The organism is Pseudomonas fluorescens, from assembly GCF_902497775.2.
Lineage (GTDB): Bacteria > Pseudomonadota > Gammaproteobacteria > Pseudomonadales > Pseudomonadaceae > Aquipseudomonas > Aquipseudomonas putida_F.
Map to the genome: position 1 here is coordinate 4,952,268 of NZ_OZ024668.1, position 25,105 is coordinate 4,977,372.

Consider the following 25,105-nt stretch of genomic DNA (forward strand, 5'->3'; position numbering starts at 1 on the left):
ACTCGGGCCTTCCCGCCAGGCTTACGCCCGGACGCTCGGCCTTGCAAAAGGCATCCCGACCGGCAGGACAGCGCGGCCCAGAGCCCGCCCGCCACCCCGGATGCGCATTGAAGACCCTGCTGGACCGGACGCGATAGCATCACCTGATGCCCGTCGCGCCAGGCAAGATTATCCCATCGGGCTCAGCCCCCATTAGAACAGGATTACTCATGTCCTTTGCTTCCCTCGGTCTCTCCGAGGCTCTAGTTCGCGCCATCGAGGCTGCGGGCTACACCCAGCCCACTCCGGTGCAACAGCGGGCCATTCCCGCCGTGTTGCAAGGCCGCGACCTGATGGTTGCCGCCCAGACAGGTACTGGTAAAACCGGCGGCTTCGCCCTGCCGATCCTTGAACGCCTGTTCCCCGGTGGTCACCCGGACAAGTCCCAGCGTCATGGCCCACGCCAGCCGCGGGTACTGGTGCTGACCCCGACGCGCGAACTGGCCGCCCAGGTTCACGACAGCTTCAAGGTCTACGCCCGCGACCTCAAATTCGTCAGCGCCTGCATCTTCGGTGGCGTCGGCATGAACCCCCAGGTTCAGGCCATGGCCAAGGGTGTTGACGTGCTGGTTGCCTGCCCGGGTCGCCTGCTCGACCTGGCCGGCCAGGGCAGCGTTGACCTGTCCCACGTCGAAACCCTGGTGCTCGACGAAGCCGACCGTATGCTCGACATGGGCTTCATCCATGATGTGAAGAAGGTCCTTGCCCGCCTGCCGGCCAAGCGTCAGAACCTGCTGTTCTCGGCAACCTTCTCCAAGGACATCACTGACCTTGCCGACAAGCTGCTGCACAACCCGGAGCGCATCGAAGTCACGCCGCCCAACACTACGGTCGAGCGTATCGAGCAGCGTGTCTACCGCCTGCCGGCCAGTCACAAGCGCGCCTTGCTGGCTCACCTGATCACCACCGGTGCGTGGGAACAGGTGCTGGTGTTCACCCGCACCAAGCATGGCGCCAACCGCCTGGCCGAGTACCTGGAAAAGCACGGCCTGACCGCCGCCGCGATCCACGGCAACAAGAGCCAGAACGCGCGCACCAAGGCCCTGGCCGACTTCAAGGCCGGCACCGTGCGCATCATGGTTGCCACCGACATTGCCGCTCGTGGCCTGGACATCGACCAGCTGCCGCACGTGGTCAACTTCGAGCTGCCCAACGTCGAAGAAGACTACGTCCACCGTATCGGCCGTACCGGCCGTGCCGGTCGTTCGGGCGAGGCTATCTCGCTGGTCGCCCCGGATGAAGAAAAGCTGCTCAAGAGCATCGAGCGCGTCACCCGCCAGAAAATCCCGGATGGCGACCTGATGGGCTTTGATGCCTCCAAGGTCGAAGCCGAAAAGCCCGAAACCCGTGAGCGTCCGCAAAGCAACCCACGCGGTGGCCGTGGCCAGCGTGCCGATGGCAGCAATGCCGGCAGCGGCGGTCGCAAGGACAAGGGCAAGGATCAGGGCAAAGACAAAGGCCGCGACAAGGACAAGGAAAAATCCGCGGAGAAATCCGCCGGTGGTCGCCAGGAGCGTAAGCCACGCGACAACAAGCCGCGTCAGTCCCAGTCGGCCCAGCCTGGTGTCCCGCCAGTGGCGACCAATCGTGATCCGGAAGAGTTCCTGGATGACGAAGTGGACAACTTCGGTAACCGCGCCGACTACGTCAGCCCCTACCAGAACAAGGGCAACCAGGGCCGCAACCGTCGCCCGGGTGCGCCTGCCCAGGCCGGTACCGGCACTGGCACTGGCACCGGCGGCCAGCCACGTGGCGGTCAGCCGCGCAGCAACAACGGCCCGCGTAGCGGCGGTGGTGCTCCGGCCAATGGCGAGAAGCGCGGTGGTGGTGCCCGTAATGGTGGTGGCAGCCGTGACGGTGGCGGTCGCAATCGCCGCCCGGCTCGCGATGATCAATCGAGCAAAGAGCCGGCCGTACGCAATCCGCGTGAAGGCCAGCCGCAGCCAAAGATCGTGCACAAGGAGTCGAAGGTCGACCGCTTCCCGACTGCCGAACAGCTCGAGCAGCTGCCAAGCCGTCCACGTGGCGAGAAGCCTGCGCTGCTGACGCGTAACCGCTGATTCAGCGACCGCGCCAACAAAAACGCCGCCCCTAGGGGCGGCGTTTTTGTTTATGCAGCAAGCATTACTTCTGTTTGACGCCTTCGATCGAGATATCCAGATCCAGGGTCTGCGAAGACGGGCCTGGGCCTTTGATGCCGAAGTCGTTCAGGTTCAGCGTGGTCTTGGCGTTGAAACCGGCGCGCTCGCCACCCCATGGATCCTTGCCTTCGCCGTTGAACACGGCTTTGAAGATCACAGGCTTGGTGACGCCGTGCAGGGTCAGGTCGCCAGTTACGTCAGCGGTTTTCTCGCCGGTCGATTTGACAGCGGTAGAGACGAACTTGGCCTCTGGGAATTTGCTCACATCCAGGAAGTCTTTGCTGGCGATGTGTTTGTCACGCTCAGCGTGGTTGGACCACAGGCTGGCGGTTTTCAGGTCGACCGCGATCTTGCTGGCTTCAGGCTTGGTCGAATCCCAGCTGAAGGATCCATCGAAATCCTTGAAGGTACCGTGGATGAAGCTGTAGCCCAGGTGGCTGATCTTCCAGTCAACGAAGGCGTGTTGGCCTTCCTTGTCGATCTTGTAGTCTGCTGCCATTGCCTGACCGGCCGAGAACAGTGCGGTACCGAGCGCCAGAGCGGCAAAAGTCTTTTTCAACATGCGTCTATATCCCTTTGGAGTTGAGGTTGAACATCAAGCTTTGCGGCCCAGCATGCGGATCAGGGTCGCGTCACGGTCAATAAAGTGGTGTTTCAGGGCTGCCAGGCCGTGCAGCCCGGCAAAGATCACCAGGCCCCAGGCCAGGTAGAAATGGATCTCGCCGGCGACATCGGCCTGGTCGGGCAGGTTGCTGACCAGCGCCGGTACTTCGAACAGGCCGAACACCGGAATGCCGACGCCATCGGCGGTGGAAATCAGGTAACCGGCGATCATCGCCGCGAACAGGCCCAGGTACAGCAAGCCATGGCCAGCCTTGGAGGCCATACGGGTCAGTGTGCCGTGGTTGGCCGGCGCGGGCGGCGGCGGGCTTACAAAGCGCCAGAGCACACGCAGCAGCATCACACCAAGCAGCACCAGGCCGATGCTTTTATGCAGGTCAGGGGCGTCTTTGCGCCATGGGCTGTAGTAGTCCAGGCCCATCATCCACAGACCCAGGCCGAACAGGCCGAATACAGCCAGCGCAACCCCCCAGTGCAGGACGATGCTGACAAAGCCATAACGAGAAGATGAGTTGCGCAGTTGCATTGCCGTGTTTCCCTGTAAGAACTGTGCTCAAGACTAACGAGTTATTTATCGATTAAAAGCAGAAAAACTTGCTCTGAAATATCGAGAAATACGATCTTTAGTATGTAACGAAGCTATTAAGGAAACATTAACTACGTGGGAAGGGAAGAGCTTATCGCGGGGCAAGCCCGCTCCCACAACTGTAGGAGCGGGCTTGCCCCGCGATGGGGTCAGCGCATTACTGCGCCTTGGCCTGGGTATTGGCCACCGGCTTTTTCACTGGCTCCGCCTTGGCGGCGGCTTTCTTCGCGGGTGCAGCCTTGGCTGCAGTCTTCTTCTGCTGTTGCGCCTTGGACACCGGTTTTTTCGCCGGCGCCTGCTTGGCCGCAGGTTTGGCCGGGGCCGCTTTTACCGGCGCCTTGGTCGGCTCTTCCTTGGCAACCGGTGCTGGCGCTACCTCGGCAGGCTTGGCCGCAGGCTGCTCGACAGGCTTGTCATCACTACCGAACATGCGTTTGAAGAAGCCTGGCTTGCCCTCTTCCTTCTTCACCGGCGCCTCGGCCTTGGCCGGTTTGTCGGACGAACCGCCAAACAGGTTGCTGAAGAAGTTGCCCTTGCTCGCCGCAGCTGCCGCGGTGCCTGCAGCGGCAGTAGCTGCAACCGCCTTGACCGGCTCGAACGACTTGCCGGCAGCCAGGTCCTGGACCTGGCTGGCAGCGCGTTGGCCACTGCGCAGGGCGCCTTCGAGGGTGCCCGGGTACATCGCATCGGTGTGCTCGCCAGCAAAGGCCACACGCTGCACCGGGCGCTCCCACAGGCGCCAGTACTTGCTGATCTGACCAGGGCCATAGGCCAGGTATGCGCCACCGGTACCGACGTCGGTGCTGTAACGGCGCACTTCGTAGCCAGTGAAGGCACCACGGGCCTGCGGGTAGAAGGCGTGCAGGCGGATTAGCACCTGGTCGACCATCTGCTTGTCGCCAAAGGCTTGCAGCAGACGCGCGTTGTCACCCGACAGGTTGATCACCACATTGGCGCCACCCTTGAGCGCAGGCTCGATCCAGAGCATGCCCAGGCCGGTGTTGCTGTAGATCTCGCCAGACATCCGCGCGCGGCTTTCCCACACCGGGGTCTTGAACTTGAGCATCAGCTGGTCGCGCCAGCCGTAGTTGGTGCCTTTGAGGGCGGCCAGGTGCTTGGTGTCCAGGCCCGGGGTCATCTGGATCTTCGACAGCGCGCGCAGCGGCACCGCCAGCACCACGTAATCAGCCTGGTAACCGACACTGCCGACCTTGACGGTGACGCCGTCCTTGTCCTGGATGATGGCGCTGACCGGCGATTGGGTCTTGATGGTCTTCAGTTGCTTGACGAAGGCCTGGGCCAGAACCGGGCTACCGCCGGGCAGGCGTGCGGCGCGCAGGTCACGGTCGCTGACGCCACGGTAGACGCGGGTCTGCTGGGCAAAATAGAGCAGCGACAAGCGCGACGGCTCGTCATAGCGGGTACGGATCTGCTGGTTGACCAGCTGACGCGCGGTAGCCGGCAACTGCAGCTTGTCGAGCCAGCCGGAGACATTGAGCTGGTCGAGAGCGAACAGGGTGCTGTTGGCCGCCGGGTTCAACGGGTCATCGATCGAACGGGCCAGGTCGTCGAGGGTCTTCTCGTAACGCTTGAGCGCCTCGGCGGTGGCCGGTTGCTTGGTGGCGAGGTCGGCGGCGCTGAAATATTCGCCGTCGATCAGGTAACCGGGGGTACGCACGAACTCCGGCGCTGGCAGGGTGCTGAGCTTGAAGGCATCCAGGTACTGGTTGAGCACCGGCTGGGCCTTGCTGTTGCCGATCCATTCACTGGTGGCCAGGCCCGAACGCCCGCCCATGCCGGCCTTGGCTTCCAGCAGGGTCACCTGCCAGCCCTTGTTCTGCAACTCATAGGCGGCTGTCAGGCCGGCCAGACCGCCACCGACGACGATTGCCGTCGGGGCCTTGTCCTTGGCCAGCGCAGTGCCGCTGAACAGTCCTATCATTACCAGCGCACAGGCGCGCAGCCAACCAGCAGACATTCGGCGAACTCCGGATCAAAGCAGAAGTGTTTGGGGGGATCCCCCCAGAAAGAGTAGTCGAAGGATACGCCACGCCAAGCGCCCCCGCCAGCAACGCCAGCACCCTGATTGCAGCGCACGGGTTGTTCTCGACCGGCGCATTGCATAGGCTTGCGCGGCATGTCCGAGCCGCCGTCGCCAGGAGAATTGAAATGGGCCTCAACCAACAGTGGATGCAACGTGACCTCAAGGTCCTGTGGCACCCCTGCACCCAGATGAAAGATCACGAACAACTGCCGCTGATTCCAATCAAGCGCGGCGAAGGCGTGTGGCTGGAAGACTTCGAAGGCAAGCGCTACCTCGACGCCGTCAGTTCCTGGTGGGTCAACGTGTTCGGCCATGCCAACCCGCGCATCAACCAGCGCATCAAGGATCAGGTCGACCAGCTCGAGCATGTGATCCTTGCCGGCTTCAGTCATCAACCGGTGATCGAGCTGTCCGAGCGCCTGGTGCAGCTTACCCCTGAAGGCCTGGACCGGGTGTTCTACGCCGACAACGGCTCGTCGTGCATCGAAGTGGCGTTGAAAATGAGCTTTCACTACTGGCTGAACAAGGGCCAGCCGGAGAAAAAGCGCTTCGTCACCCTGAGCAACAGCTATCACGGCGAGACCATCGCGGCGATGTCGGTCGGCGATGTGCCGTTGTTCACCGAAACCTACAAGGCGCTGCTGCTCGACACCATCAAGGTACCGAGCCCGGACTGCTACCTGCGCCCCGAGGGCATGGGCTGGGAAGAGCATTCGCGCAATATGTTCGCAGCCATGGAGCAGACCCTGGCCGAACACCACGCCACTGTCGCGGCGGTCATCGTCGAGCCGCTGATCCAGGGCGCCGGTGGCATGCGCATGTACCACCCGGTGTACCTCAAGCTGCTGCGCGAGGCCTGTGACCGCTATGGCGTGCACTTGATCCACGACGAAATTGCCGTTGGCTTTGGCCGCACCGGCACGATGTTCGCCTGCGAACAGGCCGGCATCCGTCCGGATTTCCTGTGCCTGTCCAAGGCCCTGACTGGTGGCTACCTGCCGTTGGCCGCGTGCCTGACCACCAATGAGGTATACAGCGCCTTCTACGACGATTACCCGACCCTGCGCGCCTTCCTCCACTCGCACAGCTACACCGGCAACCCGCTGGCCTGTGCCGCGGCGCTGGCGACCCTGGACATCTTCGCCCAGGACAACGTCATCGAGGCCAACAAGGCCCTGTCCCAGCGCATGGCCACTGCCACCGCGCACCTGGTCGACCACCCGCATGTCGCCGAAGTGCGCCAGACCGGCATGGCCCTGGCCATCGAGATGGTCCAGGACAAAGCGACCAAGACCGCCTACCCGTGGCAGGAACGCCGTGGCCTGAAGGTCTTCGAGCACGCCCTGGGCCGTGGCGCCCTGCTGCGCCCGCTGGGCAGCGTGGTGTATTTCCTGCCGCCTTACGTGATTACCCCGGAGCAGATCGACTTCCTCGCCGAGGTGGCCACCGAGGGCATCGACATTGCCACCAGCAGCAGCGTCAGCGTGACGGTGCCGGCTGATTTCCACCCTGATTTCCGCGATCCGGGCTAACAGCATCGCGGGTCAAGCCCGCTCCTACAGAGATCCCTGTGGGAGCGGGCTTGACCCGCGATGTAGCCCGCACAGCCAACACCTTTACAGAGTTAGTACATGAGACTGTCCCGCTTCTTCATTGACGCCCCCCTGAGCCTCGGCGCCCACGACCTGCCTGAAGCCCAGGCCCATTACATCGGCCGAGTCCTGCGCATGGCCGTTGGCGACGCCGTGCAACTGTTCGACGGCAGCGGCCAGGAGTTTCGTGGCCAGTTGCTTGAGGTCGGCAAGAAAACCGTCCGCGTACAGCTCGACGAAGCCTTCGCCGGGCAAGCCGACTCAAGCCTCAAGGTTCACCTCGGCCAGGGCCTGTCGCGCGGTGAACGCATGGACTGGGCGATCCAGAAAGCCACCGAACTGGGCGTCAGCGCCATTACCCCGATCGTCAGCGAGCGCTGCGAAGTGCGCCTCAAGGATGAACGTGCCGACAAACGTCTGGCCCACTGGCGCCAGGTAGCTATCAGCGCCTGCGAACAGTGTGGGCGCTCCAGCGTGCCGGTCATCCACTCGCCGCAGCTGCTCGCCGATTGGCTCAAGGCTTGCGACGAAGAGCTCAAGCTGGTCCTGCACCCGGTCGCCGAACCCATGGTCAGCCATCAGCAACCCGCCAGCCTGGCGTTTTTGATCGGCCCTGAAGGCGGCCTCAGCGAGGCGGAGGTCGAGCAGGCCAAAGGCGCTGGCTTCCATGCCGCGCGCTTGGGGCCGCGGGTGCTGCGCACCGAAACCGCGCCGGTAGTAGCCCTGGCTGTGGCCCAGCAGTTGTGGGGCGACTTCTAGAGCACGTAGAAGAACACCGCAATGAAGTGCAGCAGGCTGCCGGCGATCACGAACAGGTGCCAGATGCCATGCCAATGGCGAAAGCGGCTGTCGTAGGCGAAGAAGATGATGCCGATGGTGTAGAACGCACCACCGGCCGCCAGCCAGGCAAAACCTGCTGTGCCGAGGCTGGCCAGCAACGGCTTGACCGCCACCAGCACGATCCAGCCCATCAGGGCATAGATGATGATCGACATGACCCGCGCTTCAGAGCGCGGCTTGATCTCTTGCAGCATGCCGATCACCGCCAGCCCCCAGACCACCCCGAACAGGCTCCAGCCCCAAGGCCCGCGCAGGCTGACCAGGCAGAACGGCGTATAGCTGCCGGCAATCAACAGGTAGATCGACAGGTGATCGAGCTTGCGCATGATCACTTTGGCTTTGCCGCGCACGCTGTGATAAAGCGTCGAGATGCTGTAGAGCAACAGTAGGGTAAAGCCATAGATCGCCAGGCTGACAATCTTCCAGGGGTCGCCTTGCAGGCTCGCGACCACCAGCAACCAGATGGCGCCGATGCAGGCCAGCACGGCGCCGACCAGATGGGTCCAGGCATTGAAACGTTCACCGTGATACATGCAACAGGGTCCTCCTGACTTAGAACAGGCCTCCCATCCTACACAGGCAAATGTTTCAAACCACCCCCGCGTCCACCAACAGCTGTTCCAGTGCCGGCAAATCCGGTACCCGTGCCACCTGTTCCCCCACCTGCACCGCCGCCAGCTCCAGACCGGCCAGCGGCACATCGACGTAGTTGAGCTGGCTGTCGAGCTTGCACGAGCGCGGAATGCCCTGCACCAGCAAGGCGATAAAGCGCAGCGGGCTGTTGCCCAGGGCATTGAGCACGACGATCCGCGCCCGTTCGCCAACCTGCAGCTGCCCACCGCACGCCGACTCGAAGCTCAGCAGCGGCAGGCGCTGGCCCCGCCAGTCGATCCAGCCGAGCAACCACTCAGGCGGCTCCAGCGTCGGGCTGCCGGCCTGAAAGCCGATCAGCTCGGCCACGGCAACGTTGGGCAGCAGCAGGCAGCGGTCGCTCAAGGGCAGCAGTAAACCGGTCAGGCTGCTGCGCCGGTTTTGCCGGGCGGGTTGTTCAAGCATCGCGGCGACTCCATTGGGCGATGCTCTGCAGCAGCACCGACTCCTGATAAGGCTTGCCCAGGTAGTCGTTGACGCCAATGGCCATAGCCCGGTCGCGGTGCTTCTGGCCGGTACGCGAAGTGATCATGATGATCGGCAAGTCCTTGAGCTTGGGATCGTGGCGAATCTGCGTGGCAACTTCGAAGCCGTCCATGCGCGGCATCTCGATATCCAGCAGGAGGATGTCCGGACGATGTTCCTGCAGCAGGGCCATGGCGTCGACCCCGTCCTTGGCGGTCAGCACGTTCATCCCGTGGCGTTCGAGCAGGCGCCCGGTGACCTTGCGCACGGTGACCGAATCGTCCACCACCATCACCAGCAACGGCTTGGCCGGAAAGCTGCCGAGGCTGTCCCGACGCTGGCCATCACTGCCACGCGAGTGCAGGGCCAACTGTTGCTGCAAACCACGCAACTGGCCGAGCAAATCGAGGATCAGCACCACCCGGCCATCACCCAGCAAGGTCGCCCCGGACAACCCCTGGACCGCCGCAAACTGCGGCCCAAGGCTCTTGACTACGATCTCGCGGCTCGCCGCCAGGCCATCGACCTGCACGGCATATTGCTGGTCATGGGAGTGCACCAGCAATACCGGTAGCGGCAAACTCTGGCCCAACAGTTTTGGTTGCGCCGCGCCCTGCAGCAGCTCGCCCAGGTAGCGCAGCTCGTAGCGGTGCCCGGCGTACTGGTAATGCGGCGGATCGAGCTGGTAGCAAGCCTCGAGCTCTGCCGGCGGCACGCGGACGATGCCTTCGATGGTGTTCAGCGGAATCGCGTACTGCTCTTCGCCGTAGTGAACCATCAACCCGCGGTTGATCGACACGGTGAACGGCAGGCGAATCAGAAAGCGCGCGCCCTTGCCCGGGTTCGACTCGATCACCATCGAACCGCCGAGCTGCTTGACCTCTTCATGAACCACGTCCATGCCCAGGCCGCGGCCAGAAATCTGGGTGATCTTCTCGGCAGTGGAGAACCCAGGCTGCAAGATGAACTGCATCACTTCGTGGTCAGTCAGCACTGCCGCCGGATCGAGCAGGCCGCGCTTGATCGCCTTGCGCCGCACCGCCTCCAACGGCACCCCGGCACCGTCATCGGTCATTTCGATGACGATATCAGCGCCTTCATGCAACAAATTCAGCGAGATCAACCCCTGCTCCGGCTTGCCGGCTGCCAGGCGCACCTCGCGCGACTCCAGGCCATGGTCGACGGCGTTGCGCAGCATGTGCTCCAGCGGCGCCATCATGCGCTCCAGCACGCTACGGTCCATCTCACCCTCGGCATTGCCGACCACCAGCTCGACCTGCTTGCCCAGTTCGCTGGAGACCTGCCGCACCACCCGCTGCAAACGCGGCACCAGGCGCTCGAATGGCACCATGCGCGTGCGCATCAGGCCCTCCTGCAGTTCGCTGTTGACCCGTGCCTGCTGCTGCAACAGGCTCTGCGCATCATGGGCGCGCACGCTCAGGGTTTCCTTGAGATCAAGCAGGTCCGAGGCCGACTCGAACAGCGCCCGCGACAGCTGCTGCAGTTGCGAGTGACGGTCCATCTCCAGCGGGTCGAAATCGTCGTAGGCCTGGCCGTCGCCGTCAGCCTGGCGGCTGAGGATACGCCCCTGGGTTTCGGTATCCAGGCGGCGCAACTGGTCGCGCATGCGCTCAAGGGTGGTTTCCATCTCGTTCAGGGCCACCTGTGCATCGTTGACCTGCTGCTCGATGCGGCCACGGATGATCGAGTTTTCCCCGGCCAGGTTGCCCAGGTCATCGAGCAGCTCCGAGGCCACCTTGACCATGTCGCCGGCGCCTCGCTCAGGTGCGGTCACCGGCAGTTCCGGTGGCGCCGTGTCCGGGTGCGCCTGGCCGGCGGCAGTGTCGGCCAGTGCTGCGCTGCTGAAGTTGCGAATGTAATCGATCAGCGCCGTGGCCGCATGCAGCGGCTGTTGCAGGCGCACGGCATCGAGCATATGGGCCAGGCGGTCGTGGCAGTTCTGCAGCAGGCTGAACAGCGCCGGGCTGGGTTGCAACTGGCCAGCGGCGAGCAGTTCGTAGAGAAACTCCAGTTCGTGGGCCAGATCACCGATCGGCCCGATCTCGACCATGCGTGCGCCACCTTTGAGGGTGTGCAGGTCACGCAGCAGGTTTTCCACCTCGACGCCATTGCGCGGCTCGGCCTGCCAGCGTAGCAGGGCCGCGCTGGTGCTTTCGACCAGGTCCAGGCTCTCTTCGAGGAAGATCTCCAGCAGCTCTTTGTCGCCAGCGTCCTGCTGCGCCTCGAGTGGCTTGTCCAGAGGCGTTGGCGGCGGCGCCTCATGACGAAACTCGCGCAGCGCCGCCAGCAGTTCGACCTGGGCCGCCGGCACCTGGCCTTGCTGCAATTGTTCGAGCATCTGCGCCAGTTGCTGATGGCTGCGCTTGAGCAGGGCAAACAGCTCGGCACCGGGGCTGAAACGGCGATCCACCAGGCCTTCGTAAAGCAGCTCAAGCTCTTGCGCCAACACTTCGAACGCGCCCATGGCGGCCATCTGCGCACCGCCCTTGAGGGTTTGCAGATCACGAGCCAGTGACGATAGGGCCGAGGCATTGTCGGTATCCAACAGCCAGCGCGCCAGGGCCTGGTCGGCGCTGTCGAGAATGTCGCTGGCTTCATCGAGGAACAGCTCGACCATTGCCGGGTCCGGCGCCTGGGCCGCCAGTTCGGCGGTGGCGCTGGCAAGCTCGGTGATCGCTGCGCCCTGGTTGCTGACCAGGCCCATGGCCGATGGGTCGAGGCCTTCATCGAGCAGCTCACGCAGGGCCTGCAGGCGTTCCGGGCGCGGGTCGACTTCCTGGCCGGCGGCGATCTGGTCGAGCATGTCGATCAGGGCTTCATGGGCGCTTTGCGCCTCGCTGAAGAAGCGCGGGCTGACCGCCAGGCTGCTCTCCTCCACGGCACCGTAGAGGTCGAGCAAGCCTTCACACAGTTCATCGACCTGCCACAGGTCGGCCAGGTGCGCGCTCTGGCCAAGGGTGGTCAGCTCATCGAGCAGGGCGTTGAGTTCCTGACGCTCGCCCGGGTGCTCCTGCCAGCGCAGCAGCAACGATTCGGCGTCGAGCAGGATGTCCATGCCCTGGGCCAGGAAGCTGGCGATCAGTTGCGGGTCGCGCTTGACCCGCAGGCCCTGGCTCGGCGCATCGAGCAGGGCTTGCAGGCGCGTATCGACCACCTGATGGACATCGGCGATCAGCGTCGCGGCCCCGGCAATCGGCGCCAACGGCGCACTGGCAAGCTGCTGCACGCCACGGCGCAGCAGCGGTTCGGCGGTTTCCAGGAGGTAGATTTCCTCCAGGTCGAAGGCCAACTGATGGGCCTTGTACTCGCGCGCCAGCAAGTCCAGGGCGCCGGCCAGCTCGGCAATCGGCGATACCCCGGCCATCGCCGCACTGCCCTTGAGCGTGTGCAAGGCGCGCTGCAGGTTATCGCTGACCGCCAGCGGCAAATGCTTGTCGGCTTCGTGCAGGTAGGCTTCGAGGCTGTCCAGGTGGCCCAGGGCCTCGTTGCGGAATATCTCCAGCAACTGCGGGTCGATGGATTCGCTGGCCTCGCTGTCGCTGTGCGGATCATTCATGGCCAGTGCGTGCAGGTGCGCGGCCAGCTGTTCAACCTGCGGATGCGCCGGTGCCTGTGCCCGGGCAAACTCGCCGAGCAGCGCAGGCAGCGTGTCGAGGGCCTGCTGCAACGCGGCCAGGGGCGCCGCGCCGATTGCCACCCGGCCTTCGAGCACGCGATTGAGCAGGTGTTCAGCCGCCCAGGCCAGCTCCGCCAGCACCTGGGCGCGGACCATGCGCCCGCTACCCTTGAGGGTGTGCAGGCCCCGGCGCAGTTCGATCAGGGCGTCACGATCGGCGCCGTCGGCTTGCCAGCGCGCCCACATTGCATCAAGCAACGGCAACAGTTCGTTGGCTTCTTCGAGGAAAATCTCGCGCAACTCGTCATCGATCGGCGCTTCTTCGGGTACTTCTACAGCGGGCGGCTCTGGCGCCGCAGGTTCCGGCTCAAGGCGATAACCCAGGTCAGCCAGACTGTGCTGGGCGGCCTCGAGGAACCGCGACGGATTGGCCTGCGGGTCGGCAATCAGCCATTGCAGGTAGCACTCGCAGGCGCTCAAGGCCTCGGCTAGATGGCTCAGGGCCGCAGGATCGGTCAGGGTTTCGCTGCCCAGCAGTTGCTCATGCACATAGTCGCCGCAATGCCCGATCAATGCCGCTGCGCGCGGCAGCATCAACATCGCCAGGGCGCCGCGCACCTGTTGCAGCAAGCCCGGCAGCGGCTGCAGGCGCTGTGGCTGCCAGCCGGCGTCGAGGCAATCGCCGATCAGGTCCTTGACCTGCTGTATCACGGCAAAGGCTTCTTCCAGCACCAGCTGGCGAATTTCGGCCAGATCGGTACCCGGCAGCGGGCTCTGGCTGTGCTGCTCCAGTGGCCCGACCATGCCGGCCAGGGTGGCCTCGACATACAGCAGCGCACCGGCAATATCCATCAACAAGGCATCGGCCGGTTCACGCTGGCCCTGGGCCAGGCTTTGCAGCACCAGCACCTGGTCGATGATCACCCGCCGTGGTTGGCCAAAACCAAGGACCGCCAAGGTATCGGCGATCTGGCGCAGCGGCGCCAGCAGCGGCTCGAGTTCATCCAGGTGCTGGCGATCACCACGCACGAACTGGTCGAGACGCTCCTTGACCCGCTTGAGGTCTTCACACAGGGCAGCGACCACCGAGCGCAAGGCGTCACGATCAGGCCCGGCCTGCAGACGATCGCGCCAGGTGCCCAGGTACAGGTCGAGATTGGCCAGTTCCTCGGCGTCGGCGGGGCTGCTGCTGAGCAGGCTGTCTTGTGCCAGGGCCTTCGCGCCGCGTTCGGCACGCAATTGGTTGAGCACTGGCAGCACCACCAGCGGCAGGTCGCGGCGGGCGCTGCGCAGACGCTCAAGGTACAGCGGCAATTGCTCCAGACCACGAAACAACGCGCCCAGCGCTTCACCGCGCTGGCTGGCACGGCCCTGGCGCAAGGCCAGGCCCAGTTGTTCCATTTCTTCGGCCAGCAACGCTGCGCCATTGAGTTCGAGCATCAGCAGGCAGCCGCGCACCTGGTGCAACTGGTCGACGAAACCGTCGAGCACCGCTTCATCCCCGGGCTCGGCGGCGAAGTGCTCAAGGGTCAGGCGCGCCTGGCCCAGGCAGTCGGCAATCGCCCCTTTGACCCAGGCCAGCGCCACCGTATCGTGCCGATCCGCCATAACTGCTCCCATCACCATGATGCCCTCAACGCGGCGGCGTCGGCGGCAGGGTAAAGCCGGACACCGAGCGGCGCATTTCACTGGCCATGCGTGCCAGGTTGCCGATGCTCTCGGCGGTGGCGGTGGAGCCGGCCGAGGTTTGCGAGGTGATCTGCTGGATCACCGACATGGTATGCGAGATCTGCCCGGCCGAAGAGGTCTGCAGCTGGGCGGCATCGGAGATGCTGTGAATCAGGTCGGCGAGGGTCTGCGAAACACCTTCGATTTCCGCCAGTGCCACCCCGGCGTCCTGGGCCAGGCGCGCACCGCGCACCACTTCGGCGGTGGTCTGCTCCATGGAAATCACCGCCTCGTTGGTGTCGGCCTGAATGGTGCGCACCAATGCTTCGATCTGGCGGGTGGCCGACGACGAGCGTTCGGCCAGGCGCTGGACTTCGTCGGCAACCACGGCAAAACCACGCCCAGCCTCCCCGGCCAGCGAGGCCTGGATCGCCGCGTTGAGGGCGAGGATGTTGGTCTGGTCGGCAATGTCGTCGATCAGGCTTACGATATCGCCGATCTCCTGGGACGACTCGCCCAGGCGCTTGATCCGCTTGGCGGTGTCCTGGATCTGTTCGCGGATGTTGTCCATGCCGTTGATGGTGTTGTGCACCACCTCGTTGCCCTTGTTGGCGATGGCAACCGAACGCTCGGCCACTTTCGCCGATTCGTAGGCGTGGGTGGATACCCGGTCGATGGACTCGGCCATGTCGCCCACCGCCACCGAGGCATCGCTGATCTGCTGGGCCTGGTGCTCGGAAGCCTTGGCCAGCTGACGCGCAGTGTTCTGGGTGTCCTGCACGGCGGCAGCGACTTCCTCGGCACTAAGGTTGATGGTCGCCACCAGATCGCGCAGCTGGTCGATGGAATAATTGATCGAATCGGCGATGGCCCCGGTAAAGTCTTCGGTCACCGACACGGTCACGGTCAGGTCGCCATCGGCAAGGTCTTCGATTTCGTCGAGCAGGCGCATGATCGCCTGCTGGTTGCGTTCGTTCTTTTCGGCGGTTTCGCGCAGTTGCCGGTGGGTGGTGCGCACCATCACCAGGCCGATGAGGATGATCGACGCCAGTGCCAGCAAGCCCAGCACATAGCCGCCGACGGTATCCAGAGTGCGCCCGTTGGCCAGGTTTTCGAAGCCGGTGGCCAGGCGCGAGGCCTCATCGAGCAGAGTCTGCGACAGGCCGAAGATGCTCCCGGCGGCTTCGCGCACACGGAACAGTTCAGGCGAGGTTTCGAGGATCTCGTCGACAGAACCTGCGACGAACTGGAACAGCTCGGCGATCTCGGCCAGGCGCGCGCGCGCGTCCGGGTCTTGCACGCGGGTCACCTGGATCGCCTGATTCCCGCCGAGCATGGCTTCGAGTACCTGGCCAAAACGGCTGGCGTCGCGGCCAAAGGCATCAGCGGCCTGCACGGCGGTGTCGTCACCGGCCAGCACCGTGTTGACCGAGCCAAGAATACGCTCCGCCAGCAGCGACTGGCGCTGGGCCACGGCCACCTGGCTGGCCGGCGCGCCGCTTTGCAGCAGGATCTCGACGACCTTCTCGTACTCCACCTGCAACTGCGGCACGGTTTCGGCCAGCGTCGCGGCGACCTGGTGCAGCGACAGCACGGTCTGCTCGCTGGCAAGGATGGTGTCGGTATTCTTGCGCAGGTTTTCCCAATCGCGCAGCACTGCGTCCATTTCCTTGCGCACGGCCGGCGGTGCAGCCGGCAGGCCCGTGCTGGCGTCACCCTTTTTCAGGTAGCCCCAGCGCTGTTCGAAGTCGTTGCGCGCCTCGCTGAGCAGGCGGAAGGCCACGGCCTTGCCGGCCGCCGCTTCCGTAGCGTTCTTGGCGATGCGCTGGGACAGCACCCGCAGTTCACCGGCATGGCCGATGTACTGCTTGTCGTAGTTGGCCTGGGTGTTGAGGTAGGCGAAATTGGCGAACAGCAGGATAATCGACAGGATCAGCACTACGAACAGCGCCGCAATCTGTGCGCTGCTACGGGAACCCTGGGTCGATGGAGCCGTCTTGGTCGTGGTCACGGAGGTGGCGTTCCTTTACAGCGCGACGTCGAGGAAACCCGGCGCCTGGGCCAGGGCGAAAGGGCTGAAGATTGCCCAGCTGCGCTCACGCTGGAAATGCCCCTGGACGAAGGGCGCTGCAGCGCTGAGCAGCGGCGTTGGCGGCGACAGGTCGAGGCTGTGCAGCGGAAAATGCTGCAAGCCCAGCACTTCATCGACCAGCAAGCCGGCAAACAGCTCTTCATGGTCCAGTACCAGCACCCGCCGCTGCTTGCGCGGCGCCGACAGGCCCAGGCCAAAAAAGCCGCAAAGGTCCATCACCGGTAGCAGTCGGCCACGCAGGTTGGCCACGCCGCCGACCCAGGCCTTGACCCCGGGGATGCGGCTCAGGCGCGGCTCGTGCAGCACTTCGGCGACTTCGCCCATGGGCGCGACGAACCACTGCTCGGCGATGCGAAAGCCAATGCCGCTCCAGCTCTGCAGGCGGGTTTCCTGCAATGGCAGGTCGGCAGCCAGCAGCCGGCAGCGTCGGTCAATGTCCAGCAGCAGCTCGAAAGCCGTCAGCGACTCCCCCATCGGCCGGGTGGTCAACCTTTGAGCACGTCGTTGAGCTTTTTGATCAGGGTGTCTTCATCCACCGGCTTGGTCAGGTAGTCCCTGGCGCCCTGGCGCTGGCCCCAGACCTTGTCGGTCTCCTGGTCCTTGGTGGTAACAATGATCACCGGGATGTGCGCGGTTTCAGGGTCTTTGCTCAGTTGGCGGGTAGCCTGGAAGCCGTTGACCCCGGGCATGACGATATCCATCAGCACCGCGTCGGGCTTTTCGTGACGGGCCAGGGCCACGCCGTCGGCGCCGTTTTCGGCCTTGAGCACCTGATGCCCGTGTTTTTCGAGCATACCGGTCAGTTTGTACATTTCGGTCGGCGAATCGTCGACGATCAGAACTCGGGCCATGCTGTTCCCCATGAAGGAATAGACGCCTGCGGCGGCGCAGCGTCAGGGTGCGTGTTGTTCTTCTGCGGCGAATCCGGGCACATGGGCCCGGATTGCGTCCAGCAGCTCTTCCTTGCTGAAAGGCTTGGTCAAAAATTGATCAGAACCGACGACACGGCCTCGGGCCTTGTCGAACAGGCCATCGCGGGACGACAGGAGAATCACCGGCGTGTCCTTGAACGTGCTGTTCTGCTTGATCAGGGCGCAGGTCTGGTAGCCGTCCAGACGTGGCATCAGCACGTCGACGAAAATGATCTGCGGCTGGTGGTCGATGATCTTGGCCAGGGCATCGAAACCGTCGATGGCCGTGATGACCTCACATCCTGCTTCACTGAGCAATATCTGGGCGGTGCGGCGAATCGTCTTGGAGTCGTCGATCACCATCACCTTCAATGCCGCGCCGGGCTGTTCCATAATTGCTCTACCATCGCTGCTCGCTATGAGCGGCAAGCTACAAGTTTCTAGCGGCAAGAAAAAGCAGGGTGAACGCGGCGTGCTTTTTCTTGTGGCTTATGCCTTGTGGCTTGCAGCTGGAGACGGCCGTGCAGGCCACGTGCCAGGCCTTTTTAGCACACTCTGGGGGGTGCATTCCATCGGCCCGCGCCGACACCCGGCGCAGCACTGCCCAGGATACGTTTTTCCCTTGACCGCCAGCGCTGCGAGCGCCACCCTGACGCCACTTTTCATTCGAGCCAATGCGGCCCAATGCCGCTGAGAGGATTTTGCCCATGAGCGTTCGCCTCGGGATTGTCATGGACCCCATTGCGCGCATCTCCTATAAAAAGGACAGCTCGCTGGCCATGTTGCTGGCCGCCCAGGAGCGCGGCTGGTCGCTGTTCTACATGGAGCAGCAGGACCTCTACCAGGGCGCCGGCCAGGCCCGCGCGCGCATGCGCCCGCTGAAAGTCTTCGCCGACCCGGAGCACTGGTTCGAACTGGAGGCCGAGCAAGACTGCGCCCTGAGCGAGCTGGACGTGATCCTGATGCGCAAGGATCCGCCGTTCGACATGGAGTTCGTCTACAGCACCTACCTGCTGGAACAGGCCGAAGCCGCCGGCGTGCTGGTGGTCAACCGGCCGCAGAGCCTGCGCGACTGCAACGAAAAATTGTTCGCCACGCTGTTCCCGCAGTGCACGCCACCGACCCTGGTCAGCCGCCGCGCGGACATCCTGCGTGAATTCGTCAATCAACAAGGCGACACCATCCTCAAGCCGCTGGACGGCATGGGCGGTACCTCGATCTTCCGTCATCGCCCGGGCGACCCGAACCTCTCGGTGATCCTCGAGACCCTGACCGGCAACGGCACCCAGCAAATCATGGCACAAGGCTACCTGCCGGCCATCAAGGATGGCGACAAGCGCATCCTGATGATCGACGGCGAGCCGGTGCCGTATTGCCTGGCCCGCATCCCGGCCTCGGGCGAAACCCGTGGCAACCTTGCCGCCGGTGGCCGTGGCGAAGCCCGCCCGCTGACCGACCGTGACCGCTGGATCGCCGCACAGGTCGGCCCGACCCTGCGTGAGAAGGGCCTGCTGTTCGTTGGCCTGGACGTGATCGGTGAGCACCTGACTGAAATCAACGTCACCAGCCCGACCTGCATCCGCGAGATCGACAATGCCTTCGGCACCAAGATCGGCGTGCAGTTGATGGATGCCATTGATCGCAAGCTCAAGGCGCGCTGACAGCCGACGCGGAGCAACCGCGCAGAGTGGGGTATCATGCCAGTCGTTTTTATGACCTGGGCACCTGCTCTGCCGGTTTTCCCCGGTTTTTGCAGCTGCTGGATACCTGATGACGCTTCCTGCTGACATCCCTGCCGACTTTTCTCCACCCCGCGTACGCCCGGTGGATCGCCTGGGCTTTACCCTGTTCCTGGCGGCGCTGCTGCACCTGGCGCTGATCCTCGGTGTGGGTTTCACCTTCGCCAAGCCCGAAGAAATCCGCCGGACCATGGAAATCACCCTGGCCACCTTCAAAAGCGAGAAAGCGCCGCAGAAGGCAGACTACCTGGCCCAGGACAATCAGCAAGGCAGCGGCACCCTGGACAAGAAAGCGGTGCCAAAAACCACCGAAGTGGCGCCCTTCCAGGACAGCAAGATCAACAAGGTCACCCCGCCTCCGGCCGCCAAGCCCGAGGTACAACCGCAACCGACGCCGCCTAAAGCGGTGGTTGCGACCAAGGCACCGAAACCGGAAAAAGTCGAAACCCGGCCCAAGGAAGCCAAACCGCAGCCCAAACCCAAGGCCGCAACTCCGGATTTTGACAGCTCGCAGCTGTCCAGCCAGATCGCCAGCCTCGAAGCCGAGCTGTCCAACGAGCAGCAGTTGTACGCCAAGCGCCCGCGCATCCACCGCCTCAATGCCGCCTCGACCATGCGCGACAAGGGTGCCTGGTACAAGGACGAGTGGCGCAAGAAGGTCGAGCGCATCGGCAACCTCAACTACCCCGACGAAGCCCGGCGTCAGCAGATCTACGGCAGCCTGCGGCTGATGGTGTCGATCAACCGCGATGGTTCGCTGTATGAGGTGTTGGTGCTCGAGTCCTCGGGCCAGCCCCTGCTCGACCAGGCCGCCCAGCGCATCGTGCGCCTGGCCGCACCGTTCGCGCCGTTCACCGGTGACCTGGCCGATATCGACCGGCTGGAGATCATCCGTACCTGGCGTTTCGCCCGCGGCGACCGGCTGCAAAGCAACTGAATCTAAGGCTCCGCCTGATAGCAAAACAGTAGCCACTCTGCGAATATGCGCGCCCGTATATCTCCCTCAAGAAAGGATTCTGTTGATGTCGCGCATCAATTTCGCCCGCAAAACTGCAGCCCTCGGCCTGGCCCTGGCGGCCTGCGCCCTGCCTGCTGCCGCCTTCGCCGACGCCGCTGCCGAGCTGTCGCAGAAGCTGTACAACGAAGTTGGCGAGTACAAGTACGACGAAACCCCGGCGCGCCTGGCCAAGATCCAGGCCCTGCTCGACCAGGGTGCCGACCCGAAAGGCCAGCCGATGTTCCTGGCAGCCTCCTACAAGATCGTCGCGCCGTTCGAGCTGTTCCTGCCAAAGATCGGTGACGTCAACACGCCAATCCAGGAAAACGGCGAAACCCTGCTGCTGTTCGTCCTCAACCAGGCCGAACAGTCGAAGGCCTCCGAGGCCGACCTGCACATGGTCAAGGGCCTGATCAAGGCCGGTGCCAACGTCAACGTGCTAGCCCAGGGCGATTCCGCCACGCCGCTGAACACCGCGGCACGCAAGGGCTCACCCGAACTGATCAAGCTGCTGCTGGCTTCTGGCGCCGATGCCAAGGCCGTCCGGCCGAACGGCTTTACCCCACTGACCGGGCCGGGTGCCTCGAACCTGGAGGTGATCAAGCTGCTGGTGGCTGCCGGCGCCAATCCGTATCAGGTCACCCTAACCGGCTCGACGCCGCTGCACCATGTGTGCGAACGCGCCTTTGAAATGAACGGCCAGCCCGACCCGCAAGCCGGCCAGCGCATTGCCCTGCTGCTGAAAAAAGGCAGCTCGATCGATGCCTACCACGAGCAGCACGGCACCTTCCCGGTCGGTACCCCGCTGGAAGAAGCTGCCCGCATGGACAACCCGGATTGCGTCGCCGCGCTGATCAAGGCCGGCGCCAGCCTGCAGGCACCGGCGTTCCCGGAGAGCTACCTGGCCAAGTACCCACAGGCCAAGCAGAAGACCGTCCAGGAGTACGTGCTGTCGGCCGCTGAAGAGTCGCCAACCCTGTATACCGAAGAAGTGGTCAAACTGTTCAAGTAACCCCGCAGTAAAGCTGACAAGGTGACGCCAGCACCTTGTCAGCGTGGCCACTCACCGCCACACTATCAACCATGAAGAACCTCAGCCCGGATTACCTCAAGCATCAGTTCCTGATTGCCATGCCGCACATGGCCGACCCGAACTTCGCGCAGACCTTGACCTACATCGTCGAGCACAACGCCAATGGGGCGATGGGGCTGGTGGTCAATCGGCCGCTGGAGCTCAACCTGGCCGATATCCTCGAACAACTGCGCCCGGACGTCGAACCGCCCGCCAGCAGCATTCACCTGCCGATCTACACCGGCGGCCCGGTGCAAACCGACCGCGGCTTCGTCCTGCACACCAGTGACCGCACGTTCCAGGCCACCGTCGAGCTCGACGGCCTGTCGCTGACCACCTCCCAGGACGTGCTGTTCGCCATTGCCGACGGCCTTGGCCCCAAACAGAGCCTGATTACCCTCGGCTATGCCGGCTGGGAAGCCGGGCAACTGGAAGCGGAGCTGGCCGACAACGCCTGGCTGAACTGTCCGTTCGACCCCGAGATCATCTTCGGCATGGCCTGCGAGCAGCGCCTTGCCGCCGCCGCGGCGAGCCTGGGGATCAACCTCAGCCTGCTGACCAGCCAGGCGGGGCACGCCTGATGGCCGAAGTACGCCTACTGCTGGGCTTTGACTATGGCAGCCGCCAGATCGGCGTCGCGGTCGGCCAGGTGATCACCGGCCAGGCCCGCGAGCTGTGCACCCTCAAGGCGCAAAACGGCACGCCGGACTGGGCCCAGGTGGAAAAACTGATCAAGGAATGGAAGCCCGACGCCCTGGTGGTCGGCCTGCCCTTGAACATGGACGGCAGCCCCAGCGAGATGAGCGAGCGCGCCGAAAAATTCGCCCGCCGCCTCAATGGCCGTTTCAACCTGCCGGTACACACCCACGACGAACGCCTGACCACTTTTGAAGCCAAGGGCGAGCGCATGGCCCGTGGCGGCCAGCGCGGCAGTTACCGCGACAACCCGGTAGATGCCATTGCCGCCGCCTTGCTGTTGCAGGGCTGGCTGGAGGCCAACACCGGGGCCTGAGACCCGATCATCGCATTCAAGCCGGGCCAGCGCACCGCTCCCCGGCCTCTTGAGGAGCAAGCATGAGCCTACCCAATCCCGCCGAACTGATCCGGCAGATGGCCGTCGACCTTCGCGCCCATCTGACCCGGCGCGCCATTGCCGAGCCGCGTTTCATCGGCATCCGCACCGGTGGTGTCTGGGTCGCCCAGGCACTGCTTGAAGAGCTGGGCAGCGACGCCGCCCTGGGCACGCTCGACGTTTCTTTCTACCGTGACGACTTCAGCCAGAACGGCCTGCACCCGCAGGTGCGCCCGTCCGACCTGCCGTTCGAAATCGAAGGCCAGCACCTGGTGCTGATCGACGACGTGTTGATGAGCGGGCGCACCATCCGCGCCGCCCTCAACGAACTGTTCGACTATGGCCGTCCGGCCAGCGTGACCCTGGTCTGCCTGCTCGACCTGGATGCCGGCGAATTGCCGATCCGGCCGAATGTGGTCGGCGCCACCCTGTCGCTGGCCGCCCATGAACGGGTAAAATTGACCGGACCCGCACCGCTCGCCCTCGAGCGCCAGGACCTCGCCTCCGCTTCCGCCCTTTAAGAGTCCCCCGCGATGACGCCAATCGACGCCAAGCGCCCGCTGCAGCTCAATGACCAGGGCCAGCTGCGCCACTTTCTCTCGCTCGACGGTTTGCCCCGCGAACTGCTGACCGAAATCCTCGACACCGCCGACTCGTTCCTCGAAGTCGGCGCCCGGGCCGTCAAGAAGGTCCCGTTGCTGCGCGGCAAGACCGTCTGCAACGTGTTCTTCGAGAACTCCACCCGTACCCGCACCACCTTCGAACTGGCCGCCCAGCGGTTGTCGGCAGACGTCATTACCCTGAATGTGTCGACTTCCTCGACCAGCAAGGGCGAAACCCTGTTCGACACCCTGCGCAACCTCGAGGCCATGGCCGCCGATATGTTCGTCGTGCGCCATGGCGACTCGGGCGCCGCGCACTTCATCGCCGAGCACGTGTGCCCGGAGGTGGCGATCATCAACGGCGGCGACGGCCGCCATGCCCACCCGACCCAGGGCATGCTCGACATGCTCACCATTCGTCGGCACAAGGGTGGTTTCGAGAACCTCTCGGTGGCCATCGTCGGCGACATCCTGCACTCGCGGGTGGCGCGCTCGAACATGCTCGCCCTGAAAACCCTGGGCTGCCCGGACATCCGCGTAATCGGCCCGAAAACCTTGCTACCGATCGGTATCGAGCAGTATGGCGTCAAGGTCTACACCGACCTGGAGCAAGGCCTCAAGGACGTCGACGTGGTGATCATGCTGCGCCTGCAGCGTGAGCGCATGGCCGGCGGCCTGCTGCCCAGCGAAGGCGAGTTCTACCGCCTGTTCGGCCTGACCACCGCGCGCCTGGCCGGCGCCAAGCCGGATGCCATCGTCATGCACCCGGGCCCGATCAACCGTGGCGTGGAGATCGAATCGGCAGTGGCCGACGGCGCCCACTCGGTGATCCTCAACCAGGTCACCTACGGCATAGCCGTACGTATGGCGGTGCTGTCCATGGCCATGAGCGGGCAGACCGCACAACGTCAATTCGAGCAGGAGAACGCCCAGTGACCCTCAGTATTCTCGGCGCCCGGGTCATCGACCCCCTGAGCGGCCTGGACCAGACCACTGACCTGCACATCGATGCCGGCAAGATCATCGCCATCGGCGCCGCCCCGGCAGGCTTCAAGCCGTCACGCAGCATCGACGCCCAGGGCCTGGTGGCCGCGCCTGGCCTGGTCGACCTCAACGTCGCCCTGCGCGAGCCCGGCTACAGCCGCAAAGGCAGCATCGCCAGCGAAACCCGCGCCGCCGCTGCCGGTGGCGTCACCAGCCTGTGCTGCCCACCGCAGACCAAGCCGGTGCTGGACACCTCGGCAGTGGCCGAACTGATTCTCGACCGCGCCCGCGAAGCCGGGCACAGCAAGGTCTACCCGATCGGCGCCCTGAGCAAAGGCCTGGAAGGCGAGCAGCTTGCCGAGCTGATTGCCCTGCGCGACGCCGGCTGCGTGGCCTTCGGCAACGGCCTCAATGCCTTTGGCAACAACCGCACCCTGGCCCGTGCCCTGGAATACGCGGCGACCTTCGACCTGACGGTGATCTTCCACTCCCAGGACCGCGACCTGGCCCAGGGTGGCCTGGCCCACGAAGGCGCCATGGCCAGCTTCCTCGGCCTGCCGGGCATTCCGGAAACCGCCGAAACCGTGGCGCTGGCGCGCAACCTGCTGCTGGTCGAACAGACCGGCGTGCGTGCCCACTTCAGCCAGCTGACCAGCGCCCGCGGCGCGCGGCTGATCGCCCAGGCCCAGGAACTGGGTCTGCCGGTCACTGCCGACGTTGCCTTGTACCAGCTGATCCTCACCGACGAAGCGCTGCGCGACTTCTCCAGCCTGTACCACGTGCAACCGCCGCTGCGCACCTGCGCCGACCGTGACGGCCTGCGCTGGGCGGTGAAGTCCGGGGTGATCCAGGCGATTTCCAGCCACCACCAGCCCCATGAGCGTGATGCCAAGCTGGCGCCGTTCGGTGCCACTGAGCCGGGCATCAGCAGTGTCGAACTGTTGCTGCCGCTGGCCATGACCCTGGTGGAAGATGGCCTGCTGGATCTCCCGACTTTGTTGCAACGTTTGTCTGCCGGCCCTGCAGCTGCGCTGCGCCTGCCAGCGGGCGAGCTCAAGGTTGGCAGTGCGGCCGACCTGGTGCTGTTCGACGCCAAGGCCTCGACCGTTGCTGGCGAGCAGTGGCGTTCCAAGGGCGACAATTGCCCGTTCATCGGCCACTGCCTGCCGGGCGCGGTGCGTTATACCTTGGTCGATGGGCATATCAGCCACGAGGCCTGATCATCGCGGGGCAAGCCCACTCCTACGCACTCCTGTAGGAGCGGGCTTGCCCCGCGATAGTCACTACCACTCATCCTTCAAGGTTGAAATCTTTCCTACCACCCCCATATGAGTCTGCATCAGGCATTTTCG

21 protein-coding genes are annotated in these 25,105 nt (G+C 64.2%); 11 read left to right on the forward strand and 10 right to left on the reverse strand.

All coding sequences use genetic code 11. The features are described from left to right. The first annotated feature begins 209 nt into the window (after positions 1-209). Entirely contained in the window at positions 210-2,099 is a 1,890-nt protein-coding gene (locus F8N82_RS22815) for a DEAD/DEAH box helicase (protein ID WP_038997525.1), read from the forward strand. Positions 2,100-2,163: 64 nt separating this feature from the next. Here the strand turns inward: F8N82_RS22815 and F8N82_RS22820 are convergent, their stop codons facing one another. From F8N82_RS22820 to F8N82_RS22830, 3 genes are all read right to left on the reverse strand, one after another. Next, positions 2,164-2,742, reverse strand: a complete 579-nt coding sequence (locus F8N82_RS22820; protein WP_038997526.1) for a YceI family protein — start codon at positions 2,740-2,742, stop codon at positions 2,164-2,166. Between the two features lie 33 nt (positions 2,743-2,775). Next, a complete protein-coding gene (locus F8N82_RS22825) occupies positions 2,776-3,327 on the reverse strand; it encodes a cytochrome b (RefSeq protein ID WP_038997527.1) in 552 nt (183 codons plus the stop codon). Between the two features lie 217 nt (positions 3,328-3,544). Further along, positions 3,545-5,365 carry a flavin monoamine oxidase family protein gene (locus F8N82_RS22830; RefSeq protein WP_038997528.1) on the reverse strand — a complete coding sequence of 607 codons (1,821 nt, stop codon included), beginning with the start codon at positions 5,363-5,365 and terminating at the stop codon, positions 3,545-3,547. A 191-nt stretch (positions 5,366-5,556) separates the two neighbouring features. Between F8N82_RS22830 and F8N82_RS22835 the strand changes: the two genes are divergently transcribed. Both F8N82_RS22835 and F8N82_RS22840 read left to right on the forward strand, forming a co-directional pair. Next, entirely contained in the window at positions 5,557-6,963 is a 1,407-nt protein-coding gene (locus F8N82_RS22835; protein WP_038997529.1) for an adenosylmethionine--8-amino-7-oxononanoate transaminase, read from the forward strand. A gap of 99 nt (positions 6,964-7,062) precedes the next feature. Continuing rightward, positions 7,063-7,782 (forward strand): 16S rRNA (uracil(1498)-N(3))-methyltransferase, encoded by a 720-nt coding sequence (locus F8N82_RS22840; protein WP_038997530.1) that lies wholly within the window; start codon positions 7,063-7,065, stop codon positions 7,780-7,782. Here the strand turns inward: F8N82_RS22840 and trhA are convergent. Genes trhA through pilG form a run of 7 tightly spaced genes read right to left on the reverse strand, consistent with a single transcriptional unit; the run spans position 7,779 to position 17,680 of the window. Next, positions 7,779-8,396, reverse strand: a complete 618-nt coding sequence (trhA, locus tag F8N82_RS22845; protein ID WP_038997531.1) for a PAQR family membrane homeostasis protein TrhA — start codon at positions 8,394-8,396, stop codon at positions 7,779-7,781. The genes F8N82_RS22840 and trhA overlap by 4 nt on opposite strands. A 55-nt stretch (positions 8,397-8,451) precedes the next feature. Then, positions 8,452-8,919 carry a chemotaxis protein CheW gene (locus F8N82_RS22850; RefSeq protein ID WP_038997532.1) on the reverse strand — a complete coding sequence of 156 codons (468 nt, stop codon included), beginning with the start codon at positions 8,917-8,919 and terminating at the stop codon, positions 8,452-8,454. Next, on the reverse strand, positions 8,912-14,224 hold the full coding sequence (locus F8N82_RS22855) for an Hpt domain-containing protein (protein WP_038997533.1): 5,313 nt from the start codon (positions 14,222-14,224) through the stop codon (positions 8,912-8,914). Before F8N82_RS22855 ends, F8N82_RS22850 begins: the two co-directional genes overlap by 8 nt. 25 nt (positions 14,225-14,249) lie before the next feature. Continuing rightward, a complete protein-coding gene (locus F8N82_RS22860; protein WP_038997534.1) occupies positions 14,250-16,295 on the reverse strand; it encodes a methyl-accepting chemotaxis protein in 2,046 nt (681 codons plus the stop codon). A gap of 15 nt (positions 16,296-16,310) precedes the next feature. After that, positions 16,311-16,865, reverse strand: coding sequence for a chemotaxis protein CheW (locus tag F8N82_RS22865; protein ID WP_080764810.1), 555 nt, complete (start codon positions 16,863-16,865; stop codon positions 16,311-16,313). Beyond that, the gene (gene pilH / locus F8N82_RS22870) at positions 16,862-17,227 is read right to left on the reverse strand and encodes a twitching motility response regulator PilH (protein ID WP_038999649.1); all 366 of its coding nucleotides are present in this window, start codon (positions 17,225-17,227) and stop codon (positions 16,862-16,864) included. The genes F8N82_RS22865 and pilH overlap by 4 nt, the downstream gene beginning before the upstream one ends. A 42-nt stretch (positions 17,228-17,269) precedes the next feature. After that, the gene (gene pilG / locus F8N82_RS22875) at positions 17,270-17,680 is read right to left on the reverse strand and encodes a twitching motility response regulator PilG (RefSeq protein ID WP_038997536.1); all 411 of its coding nucleotides are present in this window, start codon (positions 17,678-17,680) and stop codon (positions 17,270-17,272) included. 314 nt (positions 17,681-17,994) lie between these two features. On the opposite strand from pilG, the gene gshB reads away from it, so the two are divergent. The 8 genes from gshB to F8N82_RS22915 all read left to right on the forward strand — a co-directional run bounded on the left by gshB (position 17,995) and on the right by F8N82_RS22915 (position 24,973). Beyond that, positions 17,995-18,948 (forward strand): glutathione synthase, encoded by a 954-nt coding sequence (gshB, locus tag F8N82_RS22880; RefSeq protein WP_038997537.1) that lies wholly within the window; start codon positions 17,995-17,997, stop codon positions 18,946-18,948. Positions 18,949-19,057: 109 nt separating this feature from the next. Next, on the forward strand, positions 19,058-19,963 hold the full coding sequence (locus F8N82_RS22885; protein WP_038997538.1) for an energy transducer TonB: 906 nt from the start codon (positions 19,058-19,060) through the stop codon (positions 19,961-19,963). Positions 19,964-20,048: 85 nt separating this feature from the next. After that, a complete protein-coding gene (locus F8N82_RS22890; protein ID WP_052251595.1) occupies positions 20,049-21,035 on the forward strand; it encodes an ankyrin repeat domain-containing protein in 987 nt (328 codons plus the stop codon). A gap of 71 nt (positions 21,036-21,106) precedes the next feature. Continuing rightward, entirely contained in the window at positions 21,107-21,676 is a 570-nt protein-coding gene (locus F8N82_RS22895; RefSeq protein WP_038997539.1) for a YqgE/AlgH family protein, read from the forward strand. Beyond that, positions 21,676-22,107, forward strand: coding sequence for a Holliday junction resolvase RuvX (gene ruvX / locus F8N82_RS22900; RefSeq protein ID WP_038997540.1), 432 nt, complete (start codon positions 21,676-21,678; stop codon positions 22,105-22,107). Before F8N82_RS22895 ends, ruvX begins: the two co-directional genes overlap by 1 nt. Positions 22,108-22,169: 62 nt before the next feature. After that, the gene (pyrR, locus tag F8N82_RS22905; RefSeq protein ID WP_038997541.1) at positions 22,170-22,688 is read left to right on the forward strand and encodes a bifunctional pyr operon transcriptional regulator/uracil phosphoribosyltransferase PyrR; all 519 of its coding nucleotides are present in this window, start codon (positions 22,170-22,172) and stop codon (positions 22,686-22,688) included. 12 nt (positions 22,689-22,700) lie between these two features. Next, on the forward strand, positions 22,701-23,705 hold the full coding sequence (locus F8N82_RS22910; protein ID WP_038997542.1) for an aspartate carbamoyltransferase catalytic subunit: 1,005 nt from the start codon (positions 22,701-22,703) through the stop codon (positions 23,703-23,705). Next, a complete protein-coding gene (locus F8N82_RS22915) occupies positions 23,702-24,973 on the forward strand; it encodes a dihydroorotase (RefSeq protein ID WP_038997543.1) in 1,272 nt (423 codons plus the stop codon). The genes F8N82_RS22910 and F8N82_RS22915 overlap by 4 nt, the downstream gene beginning before the upstream one ends. The last annotated feature ends 132 nt before the right edge of the window (positions 24,974-25,105 follow it).